Annotated in this window: 27 protein-coding genes; 14 read left to right on the top strand and 13 right to left on the bottom strand. The window is 55.9% G+C overall.

The genetic code is table 11. The annotated features are described in order from the left end of the window. Positions 1–224: 224 nt before the first annotated feature. Positions 225–968 (top strand): response regulator transcription factor, encoded by a 744-nt coding sequence (locus Q8K09_RS04110; protein ID WP_274087005.1) that lies wholly within the window; start codon positions 225–227, stop codon positions 966–968. Between the two features lie 274 nt (positions 969–1,242). Here Q8K09_RS04110 and Q8K09_RS04105 read toward each other — a convergent pair whose 3' ends face one another. The 3 genes from Q8K09_RS04105 to Q8K09_RS04095 form a co-directional block, all read right to left on the bottom strand. Beyond that, the gene (locus tag Q8K09_RS04105) at positions 1,243–1,437 is read right to left on the bottom strand and encodes a hypothetical protein (RefSeq protein ID WP_305253711.1); all 195 of its coding nucleotides are present in this window, start codon (positions 1,435–1,437) and stop codon (positions 1,243–1,245) included. Positions 1,438–1,677: 240 nt separating this feature from the next. Further along, a complete protein-coding gene (locus tag Q8K09_RS04100) occupies positions 1,678–3,078 on the bottom strand; it encodes a DEAD/DEAH box helicase (RefSeq protein WP_305253710.1) in 1,401 nt (466 codons plus the stop codon). After that, positions 3,075–3,662, bottom strand: a complete 588-nt coding sequence (locus Q8K09_RS04095) for a hypothetical protein (protein ID WP_305253709.1) — start codon at positions 3,660–3,662, stop codon at positions 3,075–3,077. Before Q8K09_RS04095 ends, Q8K09_RS04100 begins: the two co-directional genes overlap by 4 nt. A 102-nt stretch (positions 3,663–3,764) precedes the next feature. Here Q8K09_RS04095 and Q8K09_RS04090 point away from each other — a divergent pair, with 102 nt between their 5' ends. From Q8K09_RS04090 to Q8K09_RS04080, 3 genes are all read left to right on the top strand, one after another. Then, a complete protein-coding gene (locus tag Q8K09_RS04090; RefSeq protein ID WP_167143841.1) occupies positions 3,765–3,998 on the top strand; it encodes a helix-turn-helix domain-containing protein in 234 nt (77 codons plus the stop codon). A gap of 290 nt (positions 3,999–4,288) precedes the next feature. Then, complete coding sequence (locus Q8K09_RS04085) at positions 4,289–4,456, top strand: CopG family transcriptional regulator (RefSeq protein WP_241693739.1); 168 nt, start codon at positions 4,289–4,291, stop codon at positions 4,454–4,456. Between the two features lie 70 nt (positions 4,457–4,526). Continuing rightward, a complete protein-coding gene (locus Q8K09_RS04080; protein WP_167143845.1) occupies positions 4,527–4,733 on the top strand; it encodes an MbcA/ParS/Xre antitoxin family protein in 207 nt (68 codons plus the stop codon). Between the two features lie 67 nt (positions 4,734–4,800). Here the strand turns inward: Q8K09_RS04080 and Q8K09_RS04075 are convergent, their stop codons facing one another. The 5 genes from Q8K09_RS04075 to Q8K09_RS04055 all read right to left on the bottom strand — a co-directional run bounded on the left by Q8K09_RS04075 (position 4,801) and on the right by Q8K09_RS04055 (position 8,797). After that, positions 4,801–5,658, bottom strand: a complete 858-nt coding sequence (locus Q8K09_RS04075; protein WP_167143848.1) for a sterol desaturase family protein — start codon at positions 5,656–5,658, stop codon at positions 4,801–4,803. Positions 5,659–5,787: 129 nt separating this feature from the next. After that, a complete protein-coding gene (locus Q8K09_RS04070) occupies positions 5,788–6,522 on the bottom strand; it encodes a helix-turn-helix domain-containing protein (RefSeq protein ID WP_167143851.1) in 735 nt (244 codons plus the stop codon). A gap of 9 nt (positions 6,523–6,531) precedes the next feature. After that, positions 6,532–6,729, bottom strand: coding sequence for a hypothetical protein (locus tag Q8K09_RS04065; RefSeq protein ID WP_167143854.1), 198 nt, complete (start codon positions 6,727–6,729; stop codon positions 6,532–6,534). Beyond that, positions 6,726–8,117 (bottom strand): heavy metal sensor histidine kinase, encoded by a 1,392-nt coding sequence (locus tag Q8K09_RS04060; RefSeq protein WP_305253708.1) that lies wholly within the window; start codon positions 8,115–8,117, stop codon positions 6,726–6,728. Before Q8K09_RS04060 ends, Q8K09_RS04065 begins: the two co-directional genes overlap by 4 nt. Next, entirely contained in the window at positions 8,114–8,797 is a 684-nt protein-coding gene (locus Q8K09_RS04055; protein ID WP_167143860.1) for a heavy metal response regulator transcription factor, read from the bottom strand. Before Q8K09_RS04055 ends, Q8K09_RS04060 begins: the two co-directional genes overlap by 4 nt. A 206-nt stretch (positions 8,798–9,003) precedes the next feature. Between Q8K09_RS04055 and Q8K09_RS04050 the strand changes: the two genes are divergently transcribed. The 6 genes from Q8K09_RS04050 (at position 9,004) to Q8K09_RS04025 (ending at position 13,845) form a co-directional block, all read left to right on the top strand. Further along, on the top strand, positions 9,004–9,363 hold the full coding sequence (locus Q8K09_RS04050) for a co-regulatory protein PtrA N-terminal domain-containing protein (RefSeq protein WP_167143863.1): 360 nt from the start codon (positions 9,004–9,006) through the stop codon (positions 9,361–9,363). Between the two features lie 163 nt (positions 9,364–9,526). Continuing rightward, complete coding sequence (locus tag Q8K09_RS04045) at positions 9,527–10,084, top strand: plastocyanin/azurin family copper-binding protein (RefSeq protein WP_167143866.1); 558 nt, start codon at positions 9,527–9,529, stop codon at positions 10,082–10,084. Positions 10,085–10,232: 148 nt separating this feature from the next. Continuing rightward, positions 10,233–10,766: a plastocyanin/azurin family copper-binding protein gene (locus tag Q8K09_RS04040; RefSeq protein ID WP_167143869.1), complete on the top strand. Its 534-nt coding sequence runs from the start codon at positions 10,233–10,235 to the stop codon at positions 10,764–10,766. Between the two features lie 103 nt (positions 10,767–10,869). Beyond that, complete coding sequence (locus Q8K09_RS04035) at positions 10,870–11,115, top strand: DUF2933 domain-containing protein (protein ID WP_167143872.1); 246 nt, start codon at positions 10,870–10,872, stop codon at positions 11,113–11,115. Positions 11,116–11,120: 5 nt separating this feature from the next. Further along, the gene (locus Q8K09_RS04030; RefSeq protein ID WP_167143875.1) at positions 11,121–13,487 is read left to right on the top strand and encodes a heavy metal translocating P-type ATPase; all 2,367 of its coding nucleotides are present in this window, start codon (positions 11,121–11,123) and stop codon (positions 13,485–13,487) included. A 157-nt stretch (positions 13,488–13,644) separates the two neighbouring features. Continuing rightward, on the top strand, positions 13,645–13,845 hold the full coding sequence (locus Q8K09_RS04025) for a heavy-metal-associated domain-containing protein (protein WP_167143878.1): 201 nt from the start codon (positions 13,645–13,647) through the stop codon (positions 13,843–13,845). 97 nt (positions 13,846–13,942) lie between these two features. Here Q8K09_RS04025 and Q8K09_RS04020 read toward each other — a convergent pair whose 3' ends face one another. From Q8K09_RS04020 to Q8K09_RS04010, 3 genes are all read right to left on the bottom strand, one after another. Continuing rightward, on the bottom strand, positions 13,943–16,291 hold the full coding sequence (locus tag Q8K09_RS04020; RefSeq protein WP_370869482.1) for a S8 family peptidase: 2,349 nt from the start codon (positions 16,289–16,291) through the stop codon (positions 13,943–13,945). Between the two features lie 188 nt (positions 16,292–16,479). After that, positions 16,480–17,463, bottom strand: a complete 984-nt coding sequence (locus Q8K09_RS04015; protein ID WP_170050652.1) for an AAA family ATPase — start codon at positions 17,461–17,463, stop codon at positions 16,480–16,482. Between the two features lie 103 nt (positions 17,464–17,566). After that, a complete protein-coding gene (locus Q8K09_RS04010) occupies positions 17,567–18,172 on the bottom strand; it encodes a DUF6088 family protein (RefSeq protein WP_257776581.1) in 606 nt (201 codons plus the stop codon). A 379-nt stretch (positions 18,173–18,551) separates the two neighbouring features. On the opposite strand from Q8K09_RS04010, the gene Q8K09_RS04005 reads away from it, so the two are divergent. Together Q8K09_RS04005 and Q8K09_RS04000 are read left to right on the top strand one after the other, a co-directional pair. Continuing rightward, the gene (locus Q8K09_RS04005) at positions 18,552–21,122 is read left to right on the top strand and encodes a heavy metal translocating P-type ATPase (RefSeq protein WP_305253706.1); all 2,571 of its coding nucleotides are present in this window, start codon (positions 18,552–18,554) and stop codon (positions 21,120–21,122) included. A gap of 56 nt (positions 21,123–21,178) precedes the next feature. Then, positions 21,179–21,571, top strand: coding sequence for a VOC family protein (locus tag Q8K09_RS04000; RefSeq protein WP_305253705.1), 393 nt, complete (start codon positions 21,179–21,181; stop codon positions 21,569–21,571). An 80-nt stretch (positions 21,572–21,651) separates the two neighbouring features. On the opposite strand, the gene mrdH is transcribed toward Q8K09_RS04000, so the two are convergent. Continuing rightward, positions 21,652–22,785: a Ni(II)/Co(II) efflux transporter permease subunit MrdH gene (mrdH, locus tag Q8K09_RS03995; protein WP_305253704.1), complete on the bottom strand. Its 1,134-nt coding sequence runs from the start codon at positions 22,783–22,785 to the stop codon at positions 21,652–21,654. Between the two features lie 9 nt (positions 22,786–22,794). Next, a complete protein-coding gene (gene mreA / locus Q8K09_RS03990) occupies positions 22,795–23,082 on the bottom strand; it encodes a metal-sensing transcriptional repressor MreA (RefSeq protein ID WP_045733414.1) in 288 nt (95 codons plus the stop codon). A gap of 118 nt (positions 23,083–23,200) precedes the next feature. Between mreA and Q8K09_RS03985 the strand changes: the two genes are divergently transcribed. After that, on the top strand, positions 23,201–23,560 hold the full coding sequence (locus Q8K09_RS03985) for a hypothetical protein (protein ID WP_305253703.1): 360 nt from the start codon (positions 23,201–23,203) through the stop codon (positions 23,558–23,560). A gap of 47 nt (positions 23,561–23,607) precedes the next feature. Beyond that, on the top strand, positions 23,608–24,345 hold the full coding sequence (locus tag Q8K09_RS03980) for a HupE/UreJ family protein (protein WP_305253702.1): 738 nt from the start codon (positions 23,608–23,610) through the stop codon (positions 24,343–24,345).

Here is a 24,345-nt window from a genome sequence, read left to right as displayed (position 1 = left end):
CGCGTCTTTCAATAACCCGCAGAAAACCGTTTCAAAATTCACGTTTTGCAATTTATTTATTCATAATCATGCACTTACAATGTATAAATCCATGCTACTGCGCTAATCGTTTCAATTCAACCCCTCAGCCCCCTAGATTCGTTGCGGAGGGATCAGGATCGCCGTGATTTTGAAACAGCGACCGCTCGGTGACTCCCCCAACACGATCTATGAGCTGCCAGAAAATGATACGTTTTGATAAATCGGTGCCTCCAAAGCTGCTTGTAATACACGAACATCCCGTCCTCCGCGCCCAGGCTCGCAAGCATCTGGAGTCATCCGGATACACGGTGGTTGAAGCAGGTAGCTGTAGAGAGGCTATCGCAATCATGCATACCTGCACCTTCGCAGGAATAATTGTCGATAACGATATGGCTGATTATGAGGCTGCATCTCCACTTTCCGCTCGGAGCGCTACTGGAAACTCTAATATCCCGTGCATAGTACTTGCAACAACTCGGGTTATTCGAAAGCCGGATAAAGATTTCAACACAGCCTTAGATGATTACTTGTATAAGCCTTTCAAACCTAGCGCTCTAGCCAAGCATGTACATCAATTAATAAAGACCTCTGTTGAGATCGAGCATTTAAGGCTTGTATGCCCCGCAGCCTACGCATTGGCAGGGACAACAGGAATTAACCTCACAAAATTCAACCTTCCTTTTAAACAGATGATTGTGCTTCATGCTCTTGTCAGCAACTCACCTCGCGTTGTGAGCAAAGCATGTTTCGTAGACGTTCTATATTCACACAAGAGCCCGCCAATAAATCCTTATAATGCGGTAGAGTCCTTAGTTTTTCATTTACGTAAAAGACTACGCGCCGAAGAATCAAATGTGAGTATAAAATCTGTTCGAGGCGTTGGGTATAGAGCTTCCATTAACCAAATACAGAATTCGATAAAAAATGTTAATTTTCTGAAGCTCTAAAAATCCAGCCTCTACGAAATATCGGGATTGAAAGCCGCGTCTTTACCGGATTTACTTTATCAAATTAAACGTTTAAAACATCCTAGTACACCTATCACCGACTATGGGTGCCGGACTTGGTGATGAAGGTATTTCTTCGAATTTAACGATGACTTGTTCGTTACTTAATACGCTAAGGGCAGGAAGTGCTTAGACGGTTCTTCTGACCGGGATGCCCTTCTCAATGAGGTGAAGGCTGTCAAACTGCCCATGATCGTTATGAACGATGACGACCCTAACGACCGGGCGTGTCCATATTGTCTGGGTGAGCGCCCTCGGCCAAGAAGCCAACAGGCTCATTTTCCCGTCCTTTAGTCGCCGCAACGCGGAACATATTGTGCTGCCACTCTGGCGTGGGCGTCATCAAGCGTACCGCTTCGTCTGAGAGCTTAGCTATCAAGGCATACTTGTGGGTCTTTCTCTTTTGCATCAGGTTAATCCTCGGCATATGTGCGCGCGTAAACATCTACCAAGCCTCGCAATCGGTACATGCACCCGATCGAAGCAACACGCGCAACAGCGCTGCAACCGTCGCAGATCCGTTTATCAGTCATGCCTCAACGTCTGAGTCCTAACATCAATGCCCACGCCCCCTAATTTCTTAGTCGATGACATGGTCAACCACACACTCGCAACTCCCACTTCACCTGACCCATTAGGCGTCAACACTTCAAAAACAAGCCAACAACTGCTGCCTGTAATGCTGGGAAAAACTCACCTGATGACTTGGCTCGACTGAAAAGCCCTCTAGTGAAATGGTGCTCGTAGCTCCAGCCACAATAGCCTGCTCTTTGCCACATCCAATACTGTTATCTAGATTATTGATATTGTCCGCAGCCTCGATCGAGCTCGGCGTTGAGCCTGAAGTGGAAGCTGGCATCTGTACCTCGTTTAGTACCGCCAAGTCCTCCGGCAAGTCATCCGCAATTCTCTCAGCCAAACACTGCAGCGTCGGCTCCGCCAACATGAACAGCCAAGCTTGATCATCGGACTCACCTGTACGCCTAAGCACTCGCCCAAGCACTTGCCGGTAATGCAACTCGGTGCGAATGCGGCTGAGATAGCAGCACACCTGAAGCCGGGGGATGTCCGTTCCTTCGCTGATCATTCCGACAGCGACAATCCAGGGAGAGGCGCTCTGCCTAAAGGCATTGATCACCTGCTGCGCATCCGGGATTTTGTTGGTCACAATGCAGCAAACCCCACCCCTGGACTCCAGAGCCTGGGCAATTTGCTGAGCGTGCTCAATGTCAGTGGCAACAACCAAACCGGCAGCATTCGGCTTGATTTGGCGAAGCTCATTGAGCTTGTTACAGCCAAGATCGAGTAGCTGATTGATCACGTCGTCATGGCGCAGCAATTCTTCGTAGGTGACAGGCGATTCCCCCAAGAGTTTGGCAATGCTGGGAAACATCCTGACTGTACTCTCAGGACCCATTTCCTCGGTCAGTTTTACCTTCTGATTGTCGAGCAAGACAATACGAGGAGAACGGCATACCGCATCGGCAATGGCCTCTTTCAGTCCGTATCGGTAGTCACAGATCAAGTGCCCTTCTGGCGTCGAGTACCGGGCCAAGACAATAGCCCGGTCATCTGAGCGCCATGGCGTACCGGAGAGCGCCAAGGTGAAGGCTGCGCGGTCTTGTATCCGATGCAATATTTGTTGCCCCCAGGCGTTGCTGAGAAGCGGATCATGGCCAGCGCAATGGTGAATCTCATCGAAGACCACGAGCACACGGTAATCATCAAGAAGCTGCCAGAACCCCTCATCTCTGTACTCCATGGCCTGGTAGGTAAACGCCGTTCCCACAGCGCCTATCTGGCCATCCAGTCGCCGGCCAAGTACTTCTGCAAAGGTTGAGCGGAAGCCATCGACAACCTGGCAGGATGGCGCGAAGCACATCACCAGATCGATTTTCTCCTGCTTAAGCAACCTGCTGGCTAGCTCTGCCGCCATGCGTGTCTTCCCGGCTCCCGGCGTCGCCTGGCAGAAGAAGTGCGGTGTGGTAGCAAAGTGCTCCAATGCCGTGTCGATGCAGCTGAGTTGCCAGTCTCGTAGCGATCTGGTCATCGTGCAGCAAGCGTCTTGATGGTCTTTTCGATGGCCCGAAGATGGCCGAGTAGACGTGAACTGCGATCCCTGGCTTCCAGGTACTCGTCTTCGACCTTATCCCGCAAATGCGGCATTTCTTCTAGGAGCAGCTTGAATCGCTCCGCCTCTCCCATTGAAGAGAGGAAGTCCAAGCGGATTTCTTTGTGGAGCGCTTCCAGATGCTGATCCGCACTGGCTGACGATTCGAGCGGGACAGCCTCAATTTCATGCGCTGCTGATTCCCGCTCGTGCTCACAAGCAGTCTTGAGGCTGTTCTCAAACCCGTTATCGATCAGCTGCAATTGCAGATGTACCGGAATCGGTTTCAGGTGATAGACCTGTCCCCGCGAACGACGCTCTTCATCAAGCACAAGCCAGCCCGTGCGCAGTAATCGCCGAATCTGCTCATACACATAGCGGCGCACATCGGCGACACGAAAAGTCATGCCATCTAGGCGCTTGGCATAGGCATCACGCAGTTCACGGGTCGTGAATCTTGTGTTCCCTTCTTCCTGAAGCAGCTCATACAGACGCCTGTCGAAGATAAACGAGGCCGATTTCATTGAGGCACCAGAAGAGTTAACGCGGAAAAATGCGGATTATAGTCCGTGGCTCCTGCGTCCGCAAACGCACGATAGTGCCGTCTCAGAGGAATTGAGACGGTCATGGATAAATTGGCGAAAGTGTTAGGGGAACGCATCCGAACACAAAGGAAGATTTGCCACATGTCTCAGGATGTACTGGCGTTGGCCTGCAGTATCGACCGTAGCTATATGGGCCGGATCGAGCGTGGCGAAGTAAACATCACCGTCGAGAAGCTTTATCGCATCGCAGGCGAGCTGGCCTGCGATCCATCCCGCCTTCTGCCTCAAATGTCAGAGCTACAACCGCCTGATTGATACTGGCGAAGCCTGGCGTTATCTACTGACTGCTCGGATTTGTTTTTCGGCTCCAAGGTGCCGTCCTGCACCAGCTCGCGCATGAACTTTTACACCCGCATGCTTTCTGGGTTATTCGGGTTGAGGGAACGTGCCGCAAGCTTGGCGGAAGTGGAGACGCCCTCCATAATGAAATCAGAGCGAGGCTTTCTAACCCAAAGTCTGTGGTTCCTTGCTTCATACGAGCAACCCGCCATTGCTCGTCCCACCAAATCCCGACGCATCAAGGTCCATACTGCGAGGACTGGTTCATGGAGCAAGCTCTTTCCGCCCGGATTGATCAAGAACAAGACCGCCATTCCCTGACCCTTGACGCGTTGGCCGAGGTGGATGCAGGCCGTGTGATTAACCACAAAGCAGTCCAAGATTGGGCTGACAGTCTCAGTGACGGAGATCCTACCCAGCGCCTTCTGCGCTGATACGCCCTCAAGTAATAGCGCTAGGCAGACTACTGCCTGCCCAAAAACTGCAATTGAACTAAGGGTATCTATGTTTGACTACAGTGATCCGCAGTACAAAGAACTATTTGCACTAGCCACAGAAGTTCTTGGCAGTAGCGAAATGGCTGTTGCATGGATGAATGGACCTGCTTTAGGCCTAAATGGCTCTCGTCCGATCGACCTTATTTTCGGCCCAAATAGTGCGGAGGACGTGAAAGCTCTATTAGATCGTATGCACTATGGGATTTATCATTAGCAAAACTATGGCAGCGGCTCGCGATTGCACGCTTGAATAATTGCTTCCGTTCTTTTCACGAACAATTCTAAGCTTTACCTCTAAATGGTTCGGCCAACTGATCTATATATCCGGTGGGGTAGCGCCGATCACGCAGGCCGACATCATTACTACCAGGTTGCTTGGCACTGTCGTAGAAGGTTTTGAATAGCAGATCCCACACCAACAGAAACTCGCCGAAATTAACTTGGGCATCCTCAAAATCACGTTTGTGATGCCAACGATGTGTTTCAGCTACGCCGATAATGCGCCGCAACCATCCAATCGAATAATCTAAGTTGGAGTGCTGAAAAGCCAGATGCACCGTGAGTATTCCAAACCAGGTGGCCACCAGCGAAGACGGTGTTCCCAGCGCGAACAGCAACAACAATCCAGGTCCTGCCATGATGGCCGCATGCAGGGGATGACGCCGCTCTCCGTTCATCCAGTAGAGCCGCTCAGCGCTGTGATGGGGCTCGTGTAGGTGCCACAACCAGGGGATGTGATGGCTGAGGCGGTGCATGGAATACAAACTCAGGTCTAAGATAGCTGCCACGATGAGCAGTTGTAGCCAGAGAGGCAGCTCGGTAGGAAACCCACTCAGCTCAGCAGGCACAAGGTCCCCCACACGAGATAGAACAGCGGCAGTGAACTGGATGACCGACAAATTCACGACTAGGTGAATAAGGTCCGTTAGAGTGTCATCGTGATCGTTGAGCCAGTCCTGCCGGAAAGGCTGGAGTCGCTCCATACCAGCTACACAGCCGACTCCCACGGCCGCCAGGATTGCTGTGCTTGGCCAGTAAGGGATGCCTTGATAAAGCAGCCAGATCATCGCTGCCGATATACCACCGAAAATCGCCGGATAACTAAACCAGCGAAGCAAAAACCTCGACGCGCTGCCCATTGTGAACCCTCCATGCAGTTGGTTTCACTTTGAACTGTTCGCCCGCTATACGCTTGAACGAAGGAGCTAATAACTCGGGCTGTGGATACGCAAACAGCATCGGTAGAAGTATCCCGGTTGAAGTAAATGTCAGCTTTGTAGCCTCACATGACCGAGCGCTGAAGAGGGGTCGAGTCCGAACAGCGCACGAAAAGAACGTGAAAAATGGGCTGCGTCGGCAAATCCAGCGGCATGAGCGGCCGCTGTTAGATTATGTCCGATAGATACGAACTGCAGCGCCACAACCAGCCGACTCCATTTGCGATAGCTACGCAGCTGAAGTCCGGTTTGCTCGACAAACCAATGAGAGAACCGGGTGGGCGACAGATGCACAAGCGCGGCCAGTCGCACCCGATCATCTTGTCGCTCTTCCAGCGCCTGAAGCACAGCCCGCATACGCGGATCAGCCGCCTGCGGTGTTTTCAGGCCTAGTAGTCGCCTGACCTCCTCACGAACCAGCTGAGCAGATACCTCCGGCGTTTCAAGTAGCTGCTCGATGGCAGCCGTATTGTCTGCCGGGATCGAGACCAACTGGGCGGCCGATATACAGCTCATGGCACGGGCCTCTTCCGACAGCGCATCAAGGTAGATCGAAAGCACTTCAGTGCCTTCAATCTGGTGCAGTGTGCCAGCCTTTATGCAGATGGCCGGAGCAGTAAGCACCTGATTCAGACCTCGCACCGTCACTTGACCGCAAAGGCCAATGGTCACTTGGTGCGCCATATGGCTGTGCAGATCATGGCTGCCAGCATGCCCCAAGAAGATCCCCAGCCCTGGCGATACCCAGGCTTTTCCACGCCAGCAGACGCCCTCGGAAATGGCCATTTAAGCGCCTCAGGCCTTTGTGTCGTGCTGCTGTTCGATTTTGCGAATTTCGGCCTGAAAAGCCTCATCTAACAAGCTCGGCTTCTTGCGCCAAGGCTGGCGGTCAGGCTTGCGCTGGGCGGCGTACAACACAACTTCAGCTCCCGTGGTAGCGACAAAGCTTTGTGCTTGTCGCTCAAGTTCGGCCCTCAACTCGTCTTTGGTCATAGCGCTCCTAGGATGGTTGCTGGGGGAAATTCCATGTGAAAGGCGGTGATGCCATTGCTGGAAGTGCACCAGATCTTGCCATTGTGGGCCGCCACAATGGATCGAGTAATGGCCAAGCCAAGCCCGGCATTGCTCGGGCTGCCTTCACGGCGAGCCGGGTCTACTCGATAGAAACGGTCGAAGAGCTTATCCAGGTGCTCCGGCTTGATGGTTTCGCCTGGGTTCTCGACAATTAGAGTAACGGCACTTGCGGTCGACTTGATCGTTACCAATATCGTCTTCCCGGCAGTTGTATAGCGCAACGCATTGGCCAACAGGTTCGAGATCGCCCGATCCAGCATCAGCTTGTCACCCAGCACGCTGCCAGAGCCGGTCACAACCAACTGGATGCCTTGCTCGTCCGCTAATAGGTGGTAGTACTCAATCAGCTTGGTGGCTACCTCGCTGAGCTCAATGCGCGATTGCTCGGGAATGATCAGGCCGTTGTCCGACTTAGCCAGGAACAGCATGTCATCGATCATTCGCGACATGCGTTTCAGATCGTCTAGGTTCGAGTAAAGATTCTCTTCATAGGCTTCGAGGTTACGTTTTTGGGTGAGTACCACCTCGGTGTGCGTCATCAGATTACTGAGTGGTGTGCGTAACTCATGGGCGATATCGGCAGAAAAATTTGAGAGCCGAACAAATGCATCGTCGAGCCTGGCAAGCATCGCATTGAACGAAGTCACCAACTGCTGAAGCTCAAGAGGGACGGGCTCCAGTGGAATGCGCTCCTTCAGTGACCGCGCAGACATCGACGTCGCGACATGGGTCACCTGTCGCAGGGGTCTCAACCCACTACGCGCGACCACCCAGCCCAACGCAGCGCTGACCAGTGCGCTAATCACCAAGCCAATCCAGAACCACCGCTGCAACGTTTCAAAGAAATGCACATGGTTGGTCACATCAAGGATCAGCAAAGCCGTTAGAAACGCAGGTTGGTCAGGGGTTGATACCTGCGCGGTCATCCCTCGATACATGTGTCCATTTTCCTCCCACGCCCACATGCCGTGGTCAGGATTGAGGCGGTATTTCTCGGGAATATTGAAAGGCAGTGGCTCGGCAAAAAGCACGGTACCGTCGTTTGCAAGGATGATCGCCGCTAAATCGTGGTGAGCCCCTAACAGCGCTTTCAGCTGAGGCAGCACCTCTTCAAGGTCTGCATGGCTACGCGTATTACTCAGGATTTGCTGAGTCGATTCTAGCTTCTCGTCCAGCGTCTGCTGGTCAAGCATCATGAAGTGATGCCGGCTGAGCTCGTTGAAACTCAGGCCGGCCACCGTTAGGACTGCAATCACCGCAAACATGAACATCAAACTCATACGCGCGGTCAGTGACAGGTGCTTCATTCAGACTCCGGCGCATCAAGCATGTAGCCCATACCACGAGCGGTATGAATCAGTTTTAGCTCGAAATCATCGTCAATTTTCGCCCGCAAGCGTCGGATAGCCACTTCAATCACATTGGTGTCGCTGTCGAAATTCATGTCCCAGACCTGGGACGCGATCAACGACTTGGGAAGAACTTCGCCACGCCGACGCAGCAGTAATTCGAGCAGCGAGAACTCCTTTGCAGTCAGATCAATCCGCTTACCACTGCGCACGGCACGACGCTTAAGCAGATCAACTTCAAGATCGGCTATTTTCATTGTGGTCTGCGTCGGCGAACTATTGCCGCGGCGGAGCAATGTCCTGACGCGGGCTAACAACTCAGAAAAAGCGAAGGGCTTGACCAGGTAGTCGTCCGCCCCCAGCTCTAGACCTTTCACACGATCCTCGACACCGTCCCGCGCCGTCAGAAATAACACCGGGACATCCTTACCTGCAGCCCGAATCATCCGCAGCACTTCCCAGCCATCCAGGCCCGGCATCATCACGTCCAGAATCAACAGATCATAGGCCTCGCTCAGCGCATGCTGGAGTGCATCCGTTCCCGTCATAACGCGGTCGACGTTGAAGCCAGCCTCAGTGAGACCTTGTTGCAGGTAAGTGCCTGTTTTTGGCTCGTCTTCAGCGACCAGAAGTTTCATGCGGGCGGTTCCCAAATTTTGAGTGGCCTGAGTGTGCAGTCAAATCCCCCTCCCAACCAGAAGCTTACGAAAATGTAATCCTAGCTTCAGGCCTCTGTCAGGCGGCCCTGTCTAGGGTGCAAGCATGAGCACTAGGTTGTGCTCTTGGCCCTCTAATGAATAACAACAGAGGTGCCGGTCACTGCTTCAATTGAGGAGACTGCCCTATGAAACTGCTTAAACCTTTATTTCTGGTTGGTTCGCTCCTGCTTGCTTCAGCCGTTTGGGCAGAGGGCGGGAGTGACCGCGTCTTCGAGCGCATCGAGAGCATGCGAGACAAAGCCGAAGCGGTACTAATTCAGGCGGAAAAGGCTCCCGCCAGCGAGCGCCATGTGCATATGAAAGAGCACATGAAAATGCTCGACGAGATGATGAACCAGCTTCACAGCGAGCATCCTGCTCCCGGCATATCTACGGAAGAACATCTTGCGTGGATGGAGCGACACGACAAATTGGTCGACGACGTACTTGCGCAGATGATGCGTGAGCACAAGCTGATGATGGCCGATAAAGAGTGTCACCCATAAGAATTCCCATCTTCAAGGCCTTCATGATTGCTCCTTTGGCCTAGCGGCACCTCGACGGTGCCGCGTTTTTTTCAAGCTGACTAATTTGTAGTTTTGGGGTCAGCCCCCCGGCAGGAAACGGGGAATAGCATGAGATTTCCAACCACCTCAGTGAGGTCTCATCATGAAACGTTCACGCCCCCAGTTGTTGATCACGGCGCTGCTGTTCGCAGCTGCAACTCAGGCCTCGGCACAAACGCTTGGCCTTGAAAGCAACATTGGTCAGCCGGCCAAAGCAACCCCCGCTACACGTACAGTTTTCGTGAAAATGGATGACATCAGCTACGGCCAGAAGTCTATCGATGTGAAGCCTGGCGAAACCGTCCGCTTCGTGTTGAAGAACGAAGGGGCACTGATGCACGAATTCAATATCGGTAAAGCCGTATCGCAACTGGATCATCAACGCAAAATGGCTGCTTTGGTCAAGGACGGCACACTGACGCCAACAGGCAAAGCGAAGTCAATCGTCTGGCATGAACGGTCGGGCCTTGGAGACTCCAATCCACCTGGCATTCCTGAAGTCGTTGAAGCAATACATGATGACCCAAACGCCATCCTTGTTGAGCCCGGAACTACCAAGGAGTTTGTCTGGACCTTCAGCGACTCGGCCAACCTCAACTTCGCCTGCACCCTCCCTGGACATTATCAGGCCGGGATGGTCGGTGAATTCGTAATGCGCTGAGACAACAATCAGGTGCCCCCGGCCAATGCCGGGCCGCACCTGATTTCAGTGCATCTTTCAGATATGTAGTTTTCGCGTAAGCCAGCTGACAGCACCGCCTGATTAGCATTGATGTTGTTCCTAACAACTCCATTTTCCGAGATGCATTATGAAAGCCAAACTAACTTCATTTTTTCTCGCCACAACCCTGGTTTTCTCCGCCTCTGCTGCCATGGCTAACCCGAGCCATAGTAAAAGCGATATAGGCCAACCAGGAGACGCCAAGCAAGCTGATCGCATCATCGAAATCAAGATGGGCGATATCTATTTCGAGCCGAAGAGCATTGATATCAAAGCAGGAGAAACCGTCCGCTTCGTACTCAAGAATGAGGGCTCGCTACTGCATGAATTCAACCTGGGCATGGCAGCCGCACATGCAGCACATCAAAAAGAAATGGCCGCAATGTTTCAGAACGGCACGCTGTCTCCAACGGGCGCACAGGACATGAGCAACATGGATCATGCTATGGGCGGGATGAAGATGGTCGGCATGAAACACGACGATCCAAACAGCGTCTTGATCGAGCCGGGAGCCACTGAAGAACTGGTATGGACCTTTACTAAGGCAACGGGGCTTGAGTTCGCCTGCAACATCCCAGGCCATTACCAATCGGGGATGGTTGGTAAAGTGAACGTACGCTAATCATTGAGTTCGGATTGATATACGTCAATTGCTGGGACGCAGTAGAGACTATTGTCATTTGCTGTCCCACCAATACTGCCTCAACTCAAACGAGGATCGAGCTATGGACCACTCCCACCACCCAGGCTCTGAATTGCCATTCTGGAAAAGCAAAACTGGCATTGCACTGATCATGTTGGCTGTCATCGCCGTTTTTTATGTGGCCCGCGAGCATTTTGGCCACATCTCCCAGGCACTGCCTTACTTGATTCTGCTGTTGTGCCCGCTGATGCACATGTTCGGCCACAACCATGGTGGGCATTCCCATCAGGATGGTGCTGATACTCCCAAGGACGACAACCGGAAGTAAGCCCTATGCACACCACATCGCGCCAACTTGACCATGAGCATTCCAAGCATCAGGAAGACCAGCATGGGAGTCAGCACGATCCGGTGTGCGGCATGGCCGTCAAGCCAGACAGCCCATTCAGTGAGAGCCACGAAGGTCAGACATACCGTTTCTGCAGCGCGAAATGCCAGGAGAAGTTCCGGGCAGCACCTACCAGCTATTCGAACCCGCCCAAGAGTACGGAACACCAGCATCATGAAGCTGCGCCTCCCTCATCAGGGGCCGCAGGGACGGCGGAGTACACCTGTCCTATGCATCCAGAAATACGCCAGCCAAAACCTGGCAATTGCCCCATCTGTGGCATGACCTTGGAGGCAGTGATTCCGGAGCTGGAGGAAGAGGAGAATTCAGAACTTAAAGATTTCTCCCGGCGATTCTGGTGGACACTCCCACTCACGATTATCGTGACGGTCTTGGCTATGGCCGGCCACTCATTAACGCTATTTCATGGCGCAACGCAGAACTGGGTAGAGCTTGCCTTGGCGACGCCTGTGACACTCTGGGGCGGCTGGGTATTCTTTGCCCGAGGCATCGACTCAGTCCGTCATCGCAGCCCAAATATGTGGACACTGATTGGCCTGGGTACAGCCGCAGCCTACCTCTACAGCGTTGCTGCGACCCTGGCCCCACAGCTGTTCCCCCAAGCTTTCTTCCAGGACGGGCGCATTGGTGTCTACTTCGAGGCTGCGGCGGTAATCATCTCCCTGACGTTGTTGGGCCAGATGCTCGAACTCAAGGCTCGTTCACAAACCTCAGCCGCAATCAAATCGCTATTGGGCCTGGCACCCAAAACCGCGCGGCGCATTAACCCTGACGGCCAGGAAGAAGATATTCCGTTGACCCATGTGCACCTGGGCGACCATCTGCGAGTACGTCCCGGCGAGAAAGTCCCAGTTGACGGCACCGTTCTCGAAGGCGAAAGCGCCGTCGACGAGGCCATGCTGACCGGCGAACCGCTACCGGTTACCAAGCGCGTTGGCGATACGCTGATCGGCGCAACCATGAATACCCACGGTAGCCTGGTAATGCAGGCGCAGAAGGTGGGGGCCGACACCATGTTGTCCCAAATCGTGCAGATGGTCGCCAGAGCACAGCGCTCCAAGGCCCCCATGCAGCGCATGGCCGATGCAGTCGCGGGCTATTTCGTACTCGGCGTGATCGCCATCGCGATCCTCACGTTCTTCGGCTGGGGCTTTTTCGGACCGGAGTCGGGCTGGGTATTCGGCCTGATCAACGCGGTTGCCGTACTAATCATTGCCTGCCCTTGCGCACTTGGCTTGGCGACCCCCATGTCGGTGATGGTCTCGACAGGCAAAGCTGCCACCAGTGGCGTCTTGTTCCGCGATGCCAGTGCCATAGAGAACCTGTGCAAGATCGATACGCTGATCGTCGACAAGACCGGCACGCTGACCGAGGGACGGCCTGTATTTCATAGCGCAGAGGGTAGCGGTCAGTTCGCGCCTAACGAGGTGCTGCGCTTTGCTGCAAGCCTCGATCAAGGCAGCGAGCATCCGCTGGCTCATGCAATCGTTGACCACGCCCGCGCCCAAGGCGTTGAGTTGGCCAAGCCGGATTCTTTCGAATCGGGCTCAGGCATTGGTGTGCGTGGCCACGTGGACGGTCGACAACTGCAACTGGGTAATACTGCGCTGATGGAAGAGGCCGGAGTAGATGTCACCCCTCTGCGCAACCGTGCAGAGCAACTTCGACTGGAGGGCATCAGCATTATTTACTTGGCGGTAGATGGCGTACTGGCAGGGCTGCTGGCTGTCTCTGACCCGATCAAACCGAGCGCCAAGCAAGCAGTCATCCGACTTCAAGAGGTCGATGTGAAAGTCATCATGGCCACCGGTGATGGACTCACGACCGCAAGAGCTGTGGCCAAGGAACTGGGTATCGAAGAAGTCCATGGCGAGGTTAAACCCCAGGATAAGGAAAAGCTGGTGGCCGACCTGCAGAGCTACGGTCGCCGAGTGGCCATGGCTGGCGACGGCATCAACGATGCCCCCGCACTGGCCCGTGCCGATGTCGGTATCGCGATGGGAACCGGTACTGACGTGGCCATGAACAGTGCTCAGGTGACCTTGGTCAAAGGTGATCTGATGGGCATCTTACGGGCAAGAACCTTGTCCGTAGCCACGGTGAAAAACATGCGGCAGAACCTAGCCTTTGCCTTCATCTATAACGCCATGGGAATTCCACTCGCAGCAGGGGTTCTTTATCCCCTGACTGGCCACCTGCTGTCGCCCATGATTGCGGCACTGGCCATGAGCGTCAGTTCAGCATCGGTTGTATTCAACGCATTGAGGCTGCGGAAAACCCGCATCGACTGAAATGAACGTGAATCTAAAGCCAGTCGGCAGGTATCAGTAATTCCATCAATTCCGAAAGAACATCTACCAACGCTAAAAAACAAGCTTGACCTTACCATCGTGTCAAGGTCGATGCTCAGGTTACGGCATCTATGCCGCCTAACCAACGAGGTGATTTATGTTCGTTCTACAGGTATCAGGAATGGGTTGTGGCAGTTGCGTCAGCAAGATCACAAAGGCAATTCAGGCGGTAGATGACACCGCAAAAGTGGAGATTGACCGTGCTGCCGGCAAGGTATCGGTAGACAGCCAAGAACCCGCGGAATCTATCCGCAAGGTGATTCAAGACCTGGGTTATGCCGCGCAGGTCAGCGCGTAAGCGCCAACTGAGTGGTGATCGAGACACCCTCAATCCGAGCTTTTGCGAGCGCTGAGGTCATGGCTTCGGGGCCATGACCTCATTTGAACTCTTAATATCAGACCAGCACCGCTACCTGGGCCTCGATCAGAGTTTCCACGGCCGCGTAGAGGTCAATATCCGTTTGCTGAGTTTTGATCGACACCACCAGACTGTACCTCACGGTGTCGTCATATCGCTGCTGCTTAACGAGAGTTTTCCACCACCCCAGTGCGGGATAGATACCAAGCATTCCCCGACCCGCCAGTTCGGCTGCAGTGCCTCGCCAGATGTCCGAGTGGAGAGAACCGCGATGCCGTGTCTGAGTACCGAGCAGCCAGTTCGGATCTGAGCCGCCGCCCTGGTAACCACCTTCTTCCTCATCCCGTGCACGCTTGTTGATGCGCTGGCGGAACTGGTCACGGTCTTCGTTTGGGCGACTGACATCAAAGCGCAAGCCGTGCGACTCGTAGCGATAGCGCCCCTTGATACCGCGTTCGGCTATGCCAGGGTTTGGCTCTACGAAGTAGGAAAGGGTCACTCGCATTTCCACCTCGATGTTGCCTAGGTTGAGCAGTTCCTCCTGTGGCCAGGGAAGCAAGTGAAGATGCATGTCCCGCGCGGTGGGCGGCTTGGTGCCCTGCCTCATGAACGGCCTCAGATGATCCTCGACAATCATGGTCAAGGAGTCGCCGGCGCTCCACAGGGCACGACTCAGGTCTGGTACGCCAAAGCCGCAGTGCTTAACCAGATTTTCGTAGCCGGCCTTAGTGCCAGCAGCAAGGAAATCCTGTCGCATACGATCAGGCCACTCAGCCGAGTGCACGATTAGGGCTCGCACAGTTTCGGGCCAGAACTGTGGGTAGTTGGTGGAGACTTGTGCCGCCATACGAGCTGCCAGCGCGGATGCTGCGCTGGTGGCGCTGGTCGTCGTCAACAGCCGTCGCTCTGGTTCGTGGGCAGTGGTTACGAGGGATAGGCATGGCTCGGTGTAGGCTGTATGCCCATCTGTGGCCAGGTTGCCTCCCTCGAACACTACATCGGGTTTCAAGGGCCAGGCCGAGTTGGTCCAGGTCCCAGAAGTCGTGCTATATGGGCTGAGGCTGCCTGCGGCAGCGATCGGGCGCAACCCAGGGTTGGGAGGGTCGATAGTGACCTTCTGGGTGTAAGCGCCTACGCACAATGCGTTCCAGGCCTGGGCCGGATCATGGATTCCGTCGGTGGTGGTGTTATGCGGGTAGTGCGTGGCCTGGTTCTTGTCCGCATTGCCGGCGGACACGACGATCAGTCGAGGGTTAGCTCTCTCTCCCAATACGTCGGATGCGAGTTCATCAACTGCTGCTGACCATGCGGAAGGGCGGCCGCGGTCTCGGTCGTCGAGGCTGGTGATCGCCATGCTGTAGACCCTGCGCACTTCCGGCTTGGCGGTATCCGGCTGGGTTACGGCGTCGATCATCAACGCGCCGTAGGGCTCCTTTTGATTTCCCTGGGCAGCGGGGAGCAATTTCACCGACTCAAGGCGGTGCTCGATCGAAATCGGGTTCTGCCCATTGAGAGGGTCAAACAGATCACCATAAAGGGCGATTCCTGCGAGCTGTGTGCCATGACCCGTAGTATCCGCAACACCCCAGTTGTGGTTGACGGTGTAAAGGTCATTCGCGTCAATGTGCTGAGCTAAGAGTGGGTGGCCCCGATTGACGCCGGTATCTAGAAGGCAGACGCGGATACTGTCGTCCCCTGCGGGGGTGGTTCGCTCAAGCAGGTTCTCGACCCATTCTCTTTGTTCTAGCGGCGCAAGGGCATCAAAAAACTCGGCGGTGTCCTTGGCTCTACGAATCTCGGCGACTTCGTTGAGCAGCAAGAGTGACCGAGTGATGGCTGCTCGCGAGGCGTAGACGTTGAGGACTGTCCGCTCAGGAAACTTCAGCACTTTTTCGGATGTATGAAAGCCACATGCTTCGGCAACCGACTTAAAGCGGTTCAGCACTGCTTCACGGCCTTCCCTGATAGGCAACCAGAATTCCCACCAAATGGTTTCGTTTTCATCTGGCGGCAACACTGCGGGATCATCAGTCCACAGGGCGTTGAAAGCTGCGACTCGGATTTCTTGGATTGGATTCAGGAGCGGAGCGTTGCGCGGACTCCCCTTGGAGGTCTCCACCTCCAGGTATTGCCTGACGAGGTTCTCAAAGGCTTTGAGCTGACCATCTGGAACGAATACCGTGGCGAAGTCAGTATTCGTGGCGGGGTCATGACGCAGGTTCATGAGCTCAATGCGCTGAGCGCCTCGGGCAAGGCCTTCGAATGCAAGCGCGTAACCCGGCTCACTCCGAAATTCGATTTGCAGGCCGTACCCACCTTCGGGCCTGTCTCCTTGTCGCATTTGCCTTTCAGATGCTTCGCGCTGCAGCTGAACTGCAGAGGCCATCTGACCGCTTACATGTTGGAGTTGAGCGAGTAGCTTTCCGCCATGAGCCCCTCGATTTGGCGTGGGGTAGCGAGGGTCTCGTGTTGCTGATGCTGTGGATCGGAACCGTTCGGGTAGTCCCTGTCCCTGGAGATGAAAGTGAGGCCGTTGTCCGTTGATCGATTCCGTCATCTAAATGCTCAACTACGTTAGGAGTGCCGTCTCCCGTGGAAAGTCTTCCGTTCTTCAAGGTGCCTTTCCACGTCCTTGACCGCCATCTCGGTACGGTCATGAATGATCGTGTCCTTGATCGCGTCGTCTGCCGCCCTCGCAAGTTCTGCATGGCTGAGCCCCTCTGCGACCTTGCAGAGTTTGTCCCAGCTGCGAATCGACTTGGAAAAGTTCGCTAGTCGATTCTTGAGCACAGCCTTGGTCTGTTCCTGATTGGGCAGTCCGTATTCGATAACATCATCGAAGCGTCGGAACAAGGCGTAGTCAAGAATTTCAGGGTGATTGGTGGCAGCGATGATCAGGCTGTTGGATTGGTCCTGCTCGATCATCTGCAGAAAGCTGTTCAGGACGCGACGGATTTCGCCCACGTCGTTGGCAAGACCACGCTGGGAACCGATGGCATCGAACTCGTCGAAGAAATAAATGCCGCGAGTATCGCGAATGGCATCAAAAATCTGACGCAGCTTGGCTGCGGTTTCACCCATGTACTTGGTGATGAGGCTATCAAGGCGGACGATGTACAGCGGAATACCGAGCTCGCCGGCAAGCGCCGAGGCGGTCATGGTCTTGCCGGTACCAGGTGGCCCAACCAAAAGCAGCTTGCGGCGAGGGGAGAGGCCGTGTGCACGAATCTTCTCGAAGTTGCGCTGCTCATTGATGATTCTTCCAAGACGGGCATGAGTGGCCTCGTCCAGAATCATTTCCGAGAAGCGGGTCTTTGGAAGAGCTACTGACAGTAGGTTACTCAGCTCGCCGCGAGGCTGGCCGATGGGCACCGGCTGCCCGGAAGGCAGACGATTTTTCTTGGCCGAATCAATTATGGCCCGCAAATCCTCTGCAAGCTTCCCGTGACCCTGCTTAGCCTCATGGGCCGCCATCTGCATAGCAACGGCAAGGAAATGCGTGTCATCTCCCTTGATATGCGAGCGCAGAAGCGCTTTCAGTTGTTCGCCGCTAGCCATGGTTTCTACCTTCCCGTAGGGGTTAGTTTAATCGTTAAGACCCGCTTCTGACCTTGAATACGTCAACTTTTATTCACACAAGCAATCAGTGTCTGGCCTGAGTTCAACGCAATTCATTTAACACCGCGGCCCTGCCAAGGGCGGTGGCCATCCAGCTGGGAAGGCTCGCACGGACCGAACCTAGGCTTTCCCACTCCACCTTCGCTAAGTGCCGCCGAAGTTTCTGGGCCGAATTTTCAGCCTGATCTTCACCCACCCAGGCCATCGCCCTGAGCGCATCCCCAGCTGGCGTCGCCCCCAAGGAGAACAGCCAGTAGGGTGCGTGCTGGAAGTAAATTGTCCGTGAGCCGACTACCAACCGCTTACTGCGTCCTGTGGTGAGGTACACCTCTTTACTCGAAGCAACTCGCGTCAACCCCATTGATTTCGCGGCCTGTGCGCCATCGAGCGAGATGCACTGCTTGCCCTGAGCGGCGATTGATTTCACCAATGACTCTGCCGACGGGGCTCTGGCCTGGTCTTTTTCACGCACCGGCGCAACGTAAATACCGCGCGCTATTCGCATCAGTTGCCCGGCTTTAGCCAAGCGACAAAACGCCTGATCAACCGCCGCACGACTACCAAGGTGAAGAAATTCCTTGGGCGCAAGAACTCCACCCTCGCTTAGGGATTGGCTGCGCTCCAAGATCGCTTGCGGGATCGATCGCATATGAAAGCTCGGCTCATATCAATGTCAGATATTTAATTATATTTCTGACATTTGAGCAACAGCCGTTCATCTTCTATCCCCAGGGTTGGGCTAACCGGCTCTTTCTCATTGAGCTACTGGTGTTCCAGGCCGCGCTGAACGTCACAACGGTGCGACGGCTAAAGCGGCACAGCTGCTCGCGCATGTGGAACAGGCGCGAGCAGCTGTCACCCAAAAGTTCTTAGCGTGCGGGCTCAGCCCAGAGGCTGATACGGGTTGCGACAGTGCCGGCGGCAGTTCGAACTGGAGCGTCGTGAAATAAATCGCCCACAGGCCTTGACCTTCCCACACAGGGAAGCTTGAAACTTCTCTTCAACAGAAACATTCAAGGGATATTTCAATGGCTTCCGTTGCCCAACAAGACGTCAATCCATCCATGTCCTCAGTCACTCGCCTGAGCCTGCCCGTCGAAGGCATGACGTGTGCTTCGTGTGTCGGCCGCGTCGAACGCGCGCTGAAAGAGGTCACCGGCGTGCAGATGGCCTCGGTCAATCTGGCCACCGAGCGCGCCGACATCACTTTCACGGGGTTGGCCGACCCGCAGGCGGCTGTACACGCCATCGAGAGCGCCGGCTACACCGTTCGCGAAGAGACCACCGAGCTCGCGATCGAGGACATGACCTGCGCATCATGTGTGGGCCGGGTTGAGAAGGCGCTCGCAAAAGTCCCTGGCGTGCTTGAGGCCACTGTCAACCTGGCGACAGAGCGCGCGCGGGTGCGCCACCTTGCCGGTGTCGCCTCCACGGCCGACCTTGAAGCAGCGGTCGAACAGGCGGGTTACAAGTCCCGACGCTTGTCCGCCGAAACGCCGACTGCGGGCGATCAGGACGCCGAGCGTCGCGAGAGTGAGGCTCGGGCGCTGCGGCGCGATCTGCTTGTTGCATCCATCCTCACCCTGCCAGTCTTCATCCTTGAGATGGGCTCTCACCTCATTCCCGCCCTGCACCATTGGGTGATGGGGGTCCTGGGTCAGCAGGCGAGCTGGTATATCCAGTTCGCTCTTGCCACCCTGGTCCTGTTCGGTCCAGGCCTGCGCTTCTTCCGCAAGGGCGTACCGGCGTTGCTGCGCATTGCACCCGACATGAACTCGCTGGTCTCGCTCGGCACTGCGGCTGCTTACGGCTATTCGGTGGTCGCGACCTTTATCCCCAAAGTACTCCCGCAAGGTACCGCCAACGTCTATTTCGAAGCTGCCGTGGTCATCGTGACCTTGATCCTGCTCGGACGAACGCTGGAGGCGCGCGCCAAGGGGCGAACGTCGCAGGCGATCAAGCGGCTAATCGGACTTCAGGCCAAGACCGCGCGCGTCGAGCGCAACGGCGAGACGATCGAAATAGCGCTCGATCAAGTGGCGACAGGTGACGTCGTGCTCGTTCGTCCGGGCGAGAAGATTCCAGTCGACGGCGAGGTCGTCGAGGGCACCTCTTATGTTGACGAGAGCATGATCACCGGCGAGCCGGTGCCCGTGTCGAAGGGAGCGGGGGCAGAGGTCGTCGGCGGCACGATCAACAAGACGGGCGCTTTCAGTTTCCGCGTAACCAAGGTCGGCGCGAACACGATGCTCGCGCAGATCATCCGCCTCGTCGAAGAAGCGCAGGGTTCCAAGCTGCCGATACAGGCGCTGGTCGACAAGGTGACCATGTGGTTCGTCCCGGCCGTGATGGCGGCGGCCGCGCTGACTTTCCTGATCTGGCTGATCTTCGGTCCGGACCCGGCGCTGACCTTCGCGCTCGTGAATGCGGTCGCGGTTCTCATCATCGCCTGTCCTTGCGCCATGGGGCTGGCCACGCCGACCTCGATCATGGTCGGTACTGGCCGCGCGGCCGAATTCGGCATTCTCTTCCGCAAGGGCGAAGCCTTGCAGGCGCTGCGCGATGTGAGCGTGATCGCTCTCGATAAGACCGGCACACTGACTAAAGGACGCCCCGAGCTCACCGACCTCGTTCCCGCCGAGGGTTTCGAATACAACGAAGTGCTGGCTCTCGTTGCGGCGGTCGAGACCCGCTCCGAGCATCCAATCGCCGAAGCGATCGTCGCAGCCGCAAAGCAGGCGGGTTTCACGCTCGCACCCATCGAGAGCTTCGACGCGACACCAGGCTTCGGCGTGTCGGCAAAGGTCGCCGGTCGGACAGTAGCTGTCGGCGCGGACCGGTTCATGACGCAGCTCGGCCTTGATGTGTCGAGTTTCCTGCCAACCGCCCGGCGTCTTGGCGAGCAAGGCAAGAGTCCGCTCTATGCCGCGATCGACGGCCGCTTGGCGGCGGTTATCGCGGTCGCCGATCCGATCAAGGAAACGACGCCCGCGGCGATTAAGGCGCTGCACGCGCTCGGCCTCAAAGTCGCGATGATCACCGGTGACAACACAGCTACAGCCGCGGCGATCGCCAAGCAGCTCGGCATCGATGAAGTCGCTGCCGAGGTCTTGCCCGACGGCAAGGTCGCAGCACTGAAGAAGCTCCGGATCAATGGCGCGCGGGTCGCCTTCGTGGGTGACGGTATCAACGACGCGCCGGCACTCGCAGAAGCGGACGTTGGGCTGGCCATCGGGACGGGAACCGATGTGGCGATAGAGGCAGCTGACGTAGTACTGATGTCGGGTGACCTGCGTGGCGTGCCGAACGCCATCGCGATCAGCCAGGCAACGATCCGCAACATCAAGCAAAACCTGTTCTGGGCCTTCGCCTACAACGCTGTGCTGATTCCGGTCGCGGCGGGCGCGCTCTACCCGGTGAACGGCACGCTGCTTTCGCCGATCTTCGCTGCTGCCGCGATGGCCTTCTCCAGTGTCTTCGTGCTCGGTAACGCGCTCCGACTCAAACGTTTCCGGGCACCTATGACGGTCGAAACCAGCACCGCGAACCCAGTAAACCTGGCGGTATCGACCAAGTCACACCTGGTGACCGAGCACTGATATTGGCCCAAAGAGCCTATGGACTGAACACCAATACAGGTTAAGGAAGAAACTGCATGCCGAAACTTATTCACACGGAGATCCGGGTGACGGATATCAACATTTCACTGCGGTTCTACCAGCAAGCCTTTGGACTCAAGGAAACCCATCGCATTGAGTTTGACGATTTCTCCCTCGTCTATCTGCGCAATTTCGAGAGCGAGGCTGAAATCGAACTCACTTGGAACAGCGGACAAGCCGAATACAGCCACGGCAGTTGTTACGGTCAGGTCGCGTTCGTCGTCGACGATCTGGGCCTGCATTTCAAACAGCTTTGCAACCTCGGTTTAAAGCCTGCACCCATCAAGGAATTTAAAAGAGGAGACGAGCTGCTGGCCCGCTCCTTTTTTATTCAGGACCCCGACGGCTACAAAATCAAAGTTCTCCAGCGAGGCGGGCACTACCAGTAAAACCAAGTACCAGCAGTCCTACGCCAGTAACGAAGGCGGCAAGGAACAGACCGAAATAACCGAAAAGCTCTCACATCAGGCTAGGCGTTCAGGCCGATCCAGCCATGGAGGCCGACGTAAATCCCCACACCGATTATCAGCAGACTGGAGAAGTAAGGGGCGCGACGCGCCACAGCACCCAGCCAGGGCCAACGATTGGTTGCCTGGCGTGCGCCGATAGCAGCGGCAGCACCAACGGTAACCAGAGTTATGGCCAGACCGATGCTGAAACACAGCACCAGGACGGCACCCAGCGCGACTTCTTTCACTTGCAGACAGAGCAGCAACACGGTGATCGCTGCCGGGCAGGGAATCAGTCCGCCCGTCAAACCGAACAGGATGATCTGGCCGGTGGTGACATTGCGATTGCTAAAGCGTTTACGGATGTCGTTGGCATGCGCTCGCTCATGGGCATCCTGGTAGCCCTCCAGCGACAGTTCCAGTCCCTCCAACTCGGAATGATCATGGTCATGACCGTGGCTGTGCTCGCGGAACTCCTGGTCATAGTCGTGGGAGTGACCAGCGTGGCCGAGACTCAGCCGCGCGGTGAATTCGTGGGGTTCAGGGATCTCGTCCACTGACTCCAGGTAGTCACCCCGGTCGACGAAGCGAAACTGCTGGGCCAGGCCATCGGGGCGAGTCGTCAGCAAGCTTACTTCAGCAGCCGGCCAGGCATGACCACTCAAGGTCTTCAGCCGCCAGCGCGGAGGGACACCTTCTTCGAAGATCGACAGCTCGATACGCCCGTGCCCGGTGTCGATACGCTGCGTTTCATCGTGGTGGTGATGGTCGTGTTGATGCTCATCACCTTCCTCGAAGCGCCACATCTGCTCGCCACGCCAGGTGCGCCAGAGCATCCACAGGGCGATGGTGATAATGATTGCGGCGGACGCTAGCTGGAAATAAGGCTCGGTAGTTTCGGCATCTAAATTCTGCCCTAGGTACATGCCGCCCATGGCCACCAGCCAGACTACGGCGGTGTGCGAAAGCGTTGCGGCCAGTCCCAGCAGAATGGCCTGCTTCACCGTGCCACGAATGGCCACGATAAACGCCGCCATCATGGTCTTCGAGTGCCCAGGCTCCAAGCCGTGCAAAGCACCCAGCAGAATGGCGCTGGGGAAGTACAGCCAGGCCTGCGAGGCTCCCTGTTGCAGCAGTTCGGCGAAACTCGACATGGGAGGGGCCTAGAGGTACTTGGTGATTTGCTTGAAGTCTTCGAGTGATGCGCGCTCACCTATCGCAAGTGCTTCGACCGTATGTTCCAGGCAGTGGTCGATATGGTCTTGGATAAGCACACGCTTGGCCTGGCAGACGGCTTTTTCCACAGCATGCAGCTGCTGAGCAATGTCGACGCAGGCCCGGCTGTCTTCAATCATGGTGACGATGCTGCGCAGGTGGCCCTCCGCACGCTTCAACCTTTTGATGATGTCGCCATGACTTTGGTGCTGGTGGCCGTGTTCGTGATCGCTCATGTCTTGAGTCTCGTGCGTCGATGAATTACGCTCGCATGCTATCCCCCAGGGGGGGATATGGTCAAACCGACCACCCCTCCAGAAAAGCCACCCGCTTAGGCATCGAAAGAACCACAACATGCTCAGCAATCCCATCAGCACCAAGGTGATTTTTACCCTTGCTCTCGCCATATTGATGGCTTGGGCTGGACATACCTCTGCGCTGTTTATGGGATCGAGCCAGCCTTCCTTGAGTGGCAATGACGGTGCTCATTCGCATGCGCATGGTGACGAGACGCTGGCCTGTGCTGCGTACGGGGATCACTGCCACTCGCCGCTGACCGCCGACCATCTGCATGAAACACCACACCTGACTGCGCTGCTGAGCATCAGCACGCTGCCAGAACGTGCGCAGCCGATACCCGCCCCTCGCTACTCCATTCCTCCAAGCCCGATCTTCCTGATCGAGCGGCCACCGCGCGCCACGTTCGTGATCTGACACAGGCCGCTGTGCGGCCTAAGACCCCTTTAATTTAGGACTCAACCATGCATTCGCTATCTATGGGCGCAATGGACGCATCTGTCGTGCGCCCGAATCGCTCGTTACTACTGTTGCTGCTGTTCACGGCATTGCTGTTTCTCGGCATGCCTGAAGCACTGGCCCACGCTGTCGCCGAGGGCGACAAGGGCTTTATCCAGGAAAGCTCCGGGGTGATGGTGCTGCCGTTCATCTACATGGGCGCAAAGCACATGATCACCGGGTACGACCACCTGCTGTTCCTGTTCGGGGTGATCTTCTTTCTCTACCGCCTGAAAGACGTGGGCCTCTACGTGACCCTGTTCGCCGTGGGCCACACCGTGACGCTGCTGTTGGGCGTACTGGCGGAAATCAACATCAGCTCCTATGTGATCGACGCCATCATCGGTTTCTCGGTGGTGTACAAGGCGCTGGATAACCTGGGCGCATTCCAGCGCTGGTTCGGCCACCAGCCGAACACCAAAGCGGCCACGCTGATTTTCGGCCTGCTGCATGGCTTTGGTCTGGCGACCAAGATCCAGGAGTACGAGATCTCGGCAGACGGCCTGATCACCAACCTGATCGCCTTCAACGTCGGCGTCGAAATCGGCCAGCTCCTGGCCCTGAGCGCCATCCTGATTGTCATGGGCTACTGGCGACGCACCGCCAGCTTCTGGCGTCATGCCTACACCGCCAACGTCGCCATGATGAGCGCCGGTTTCCTCTTGATGGGTTACCAGCTCACCGGCCTGATCGTCTCTCAGTAA

This window comes from Pseudomonas sp. (genome assembly GCF_030683065.1).
Taxonomy (GTDB): Bacteria; Pseudomonadota; Gammaproteobacteria; order Pseudomonadales; family Pseudomonadaceae; genus Aquipseudomonas.
Note: the sequence above shows the minus strand (reverse complement) of the source record. Positions and strands in the feature narration are given on the sequence as shown.

Bases quoted from the DNA above. Each gene is read 5' to 3' on its own strand.
- Q8K09_RS04085 (WP_241693739.1), top strand. From the start codon at position 4,289: ATGGAGCAAGCTCTTTCCGCCCGGATTGATCAAGAACAAGACCGCCAT.
- Q8K09_RS04035 (WP_167143872.1), top strand. From the start codon at position 10,870: ATGGACCACTCCCACCACCCAGGCTCTGAATTGCCATTCTGGAAAAGC.
- Q8K09_RS04055 (WP_167143860.1), bottom strand. From the start codon at position 8,797: ATGAAACTTCTGGTCGCTGAAGACGAGCCAAAAACAGGCACTTACCTG.
- Q8K09_RS04010 (WP_257776581.1), bottom strand. From the start codon at position 18,172: ATGCGATCGATCCCGCAAGCGATCTTGGAGCGCAGCCAATCCCTAAGC.
- Q8K09_RS04050 (WP_167143863.1), top strand. From the start codon at position 9,004: ATGAAACTGCTTAAACCTTTATTTCTGGTTGGTTCGCTCCTGCTTGCT.
- Q8K09_RS04105 (WP_305253711.1), bottom strand. From the start codon at position 1,437: ATGCAAAAGAGAAAGACCCACAAGTATGCCTTGATAGCTAAGCTCTCA.
- Q8K09_RS04040 (WP_167143869.1), top strand. From the start codon at position 10,233: ATGAAAGCCAAACTAACTTCATTTTTTCTCGCCACAACCCTGGTTTTC.
- Q8K09_RS04100 (WP_305253710.1), bottom strand. From the start codon at position 3,078: ATGACCAGATCGCTACGAGACTGGCAACTCAGCTGCATCGACACGGCA.
- Q8K09_RS04060 (WP_305253708.1), bottom strand. From the start codon at position 8,117: ATGAAGCACCTGTCACTGACCGCGCGTATGAGTTTGATGTTCATGTTT.
- Q8K09_RS04095 (WP_305253709.1), bottom strand. From the start codon at position 3,662: ATGAAATCGGCCTCGTTTATCTTCGACAGGCGTCTGTATGAGCTGCTT.
- Q8K09_RS04020 (WP_370869482.1), bottom strand. From the start codon at position 16,291: ATGGCCTCTGCAGTTCAGCTGCAGCGCGAAGCATCTGAAAGGCAAATG.
- mreA (WP_045733414.1), bottom strand. From the start codon at position 23,082: ATGAGCGATCACGAACACGGCCACCAGCACCAAAGTCATGGCGACATC.
- Q8K09_RS04015 (WP_170050652.1), bottom strand. From the start codon at position 17,463: ATGGCTAGCGGCGAACAACTGAAAGCGCTTCTGCGCTCGCATATCAAG.
- Q8K09_RS04080 (WP_167143845.1), top strand. From the start codon at position 4,527: ATGTTTGACTACAGTGATCCGCAGTACAAAGAACTATTTGCACTAGCC.
- Q8K09_RS04090 (WP_167143841.1), top strand. From the start codon at position 3,765: ATGGATAAATTGGCGAAAGTGTTAGGGGAACGCATCCGAACACAAAGG.
- Q8K09_RS04070 (WP_167143851.1), bottom strand. From the start codon at position 6,522: ATGGCCATTTCCGAGGGCGTCTGCTGGCGTGGAAAAGCCTGGGTATCG.
- Q8K09_RS04075 (WP_167143848.1), bottom strand. From the start codon at position 5,658: ATGGGCAGCGCGTCGAGGTTTTTGCTTCGCTGGTTTAGTTATCCGGCG.
- Q8K09_RS04065 (WP_167143854.1), bottom strand. From the start codon at position 6,729: ATGACCAAAGACGAGTTGAGGGCCGAACTTGAGCGACAAGCACAAAGC.
- mrdH (WP_305253704.1), bottom strand. From the start codon at position 22,785: ATGTCGAGTTTCGCCGAACTGCTGCAACAGGGAGCCTCGCAGGCCTGG.
- Q8K09_RS04025 (WP_167143878.1), top strand. From the start codon at position 13,645: ATGTTCGTTCTACAGGTATCAGGAATGGGTTGTGGCAGTTGCGTCAGC.
- Q8K09_RS04000 (WP_305253705.1), top strand. From the start codon at position 21,179: ATGCCGAAACTTATTCACACGGAGATCCGGGTGACGGATATCAACATT.
- Q8K09_RS03980 (WP_305253702.1), top strand. From the start codon at position 23,608: ATGCATTCGCTATCTATGGGCGCAATGGACGCATCTGTCGTGCGCCCG.
- Q8K09_RS04110 (WP_274087005.1), top strand. From the start codon at position 225: ATGATACGTTTTGATAAATCGGTGCCTCCAAAGCTGCTTGTAATACAC.
- Q8K09_RS04030 (WP_167143875.1), top strand. From the start codon at position 11,121: ATGCACACCACATCGCGCCAACTTGACCATGAGCATTCCAAGCATCAG.
- Q8K09_RS03985 (WP_305253703.1), top strand. From the start codon at position 23,201: ATGCTCAGCAATCCCATCAGCACCAAGGTGATTTTTACCCTTGCTCTC.
- Q8K09_RS04005 (WP_305253706.1), top strand. From the start codon at position 18,552: ATGGCTTCCGTTGCCCAACAAGACGTCAATCCATCCATGTCCTCAGTC.
- Q8K09_RS04045 (WP_167143866.1), top strand. From the start codon at position 9,527: ATGAAACGTTCACGCCCCCAGTTGTTGATCACGGCGCTGCTGTTCGCA.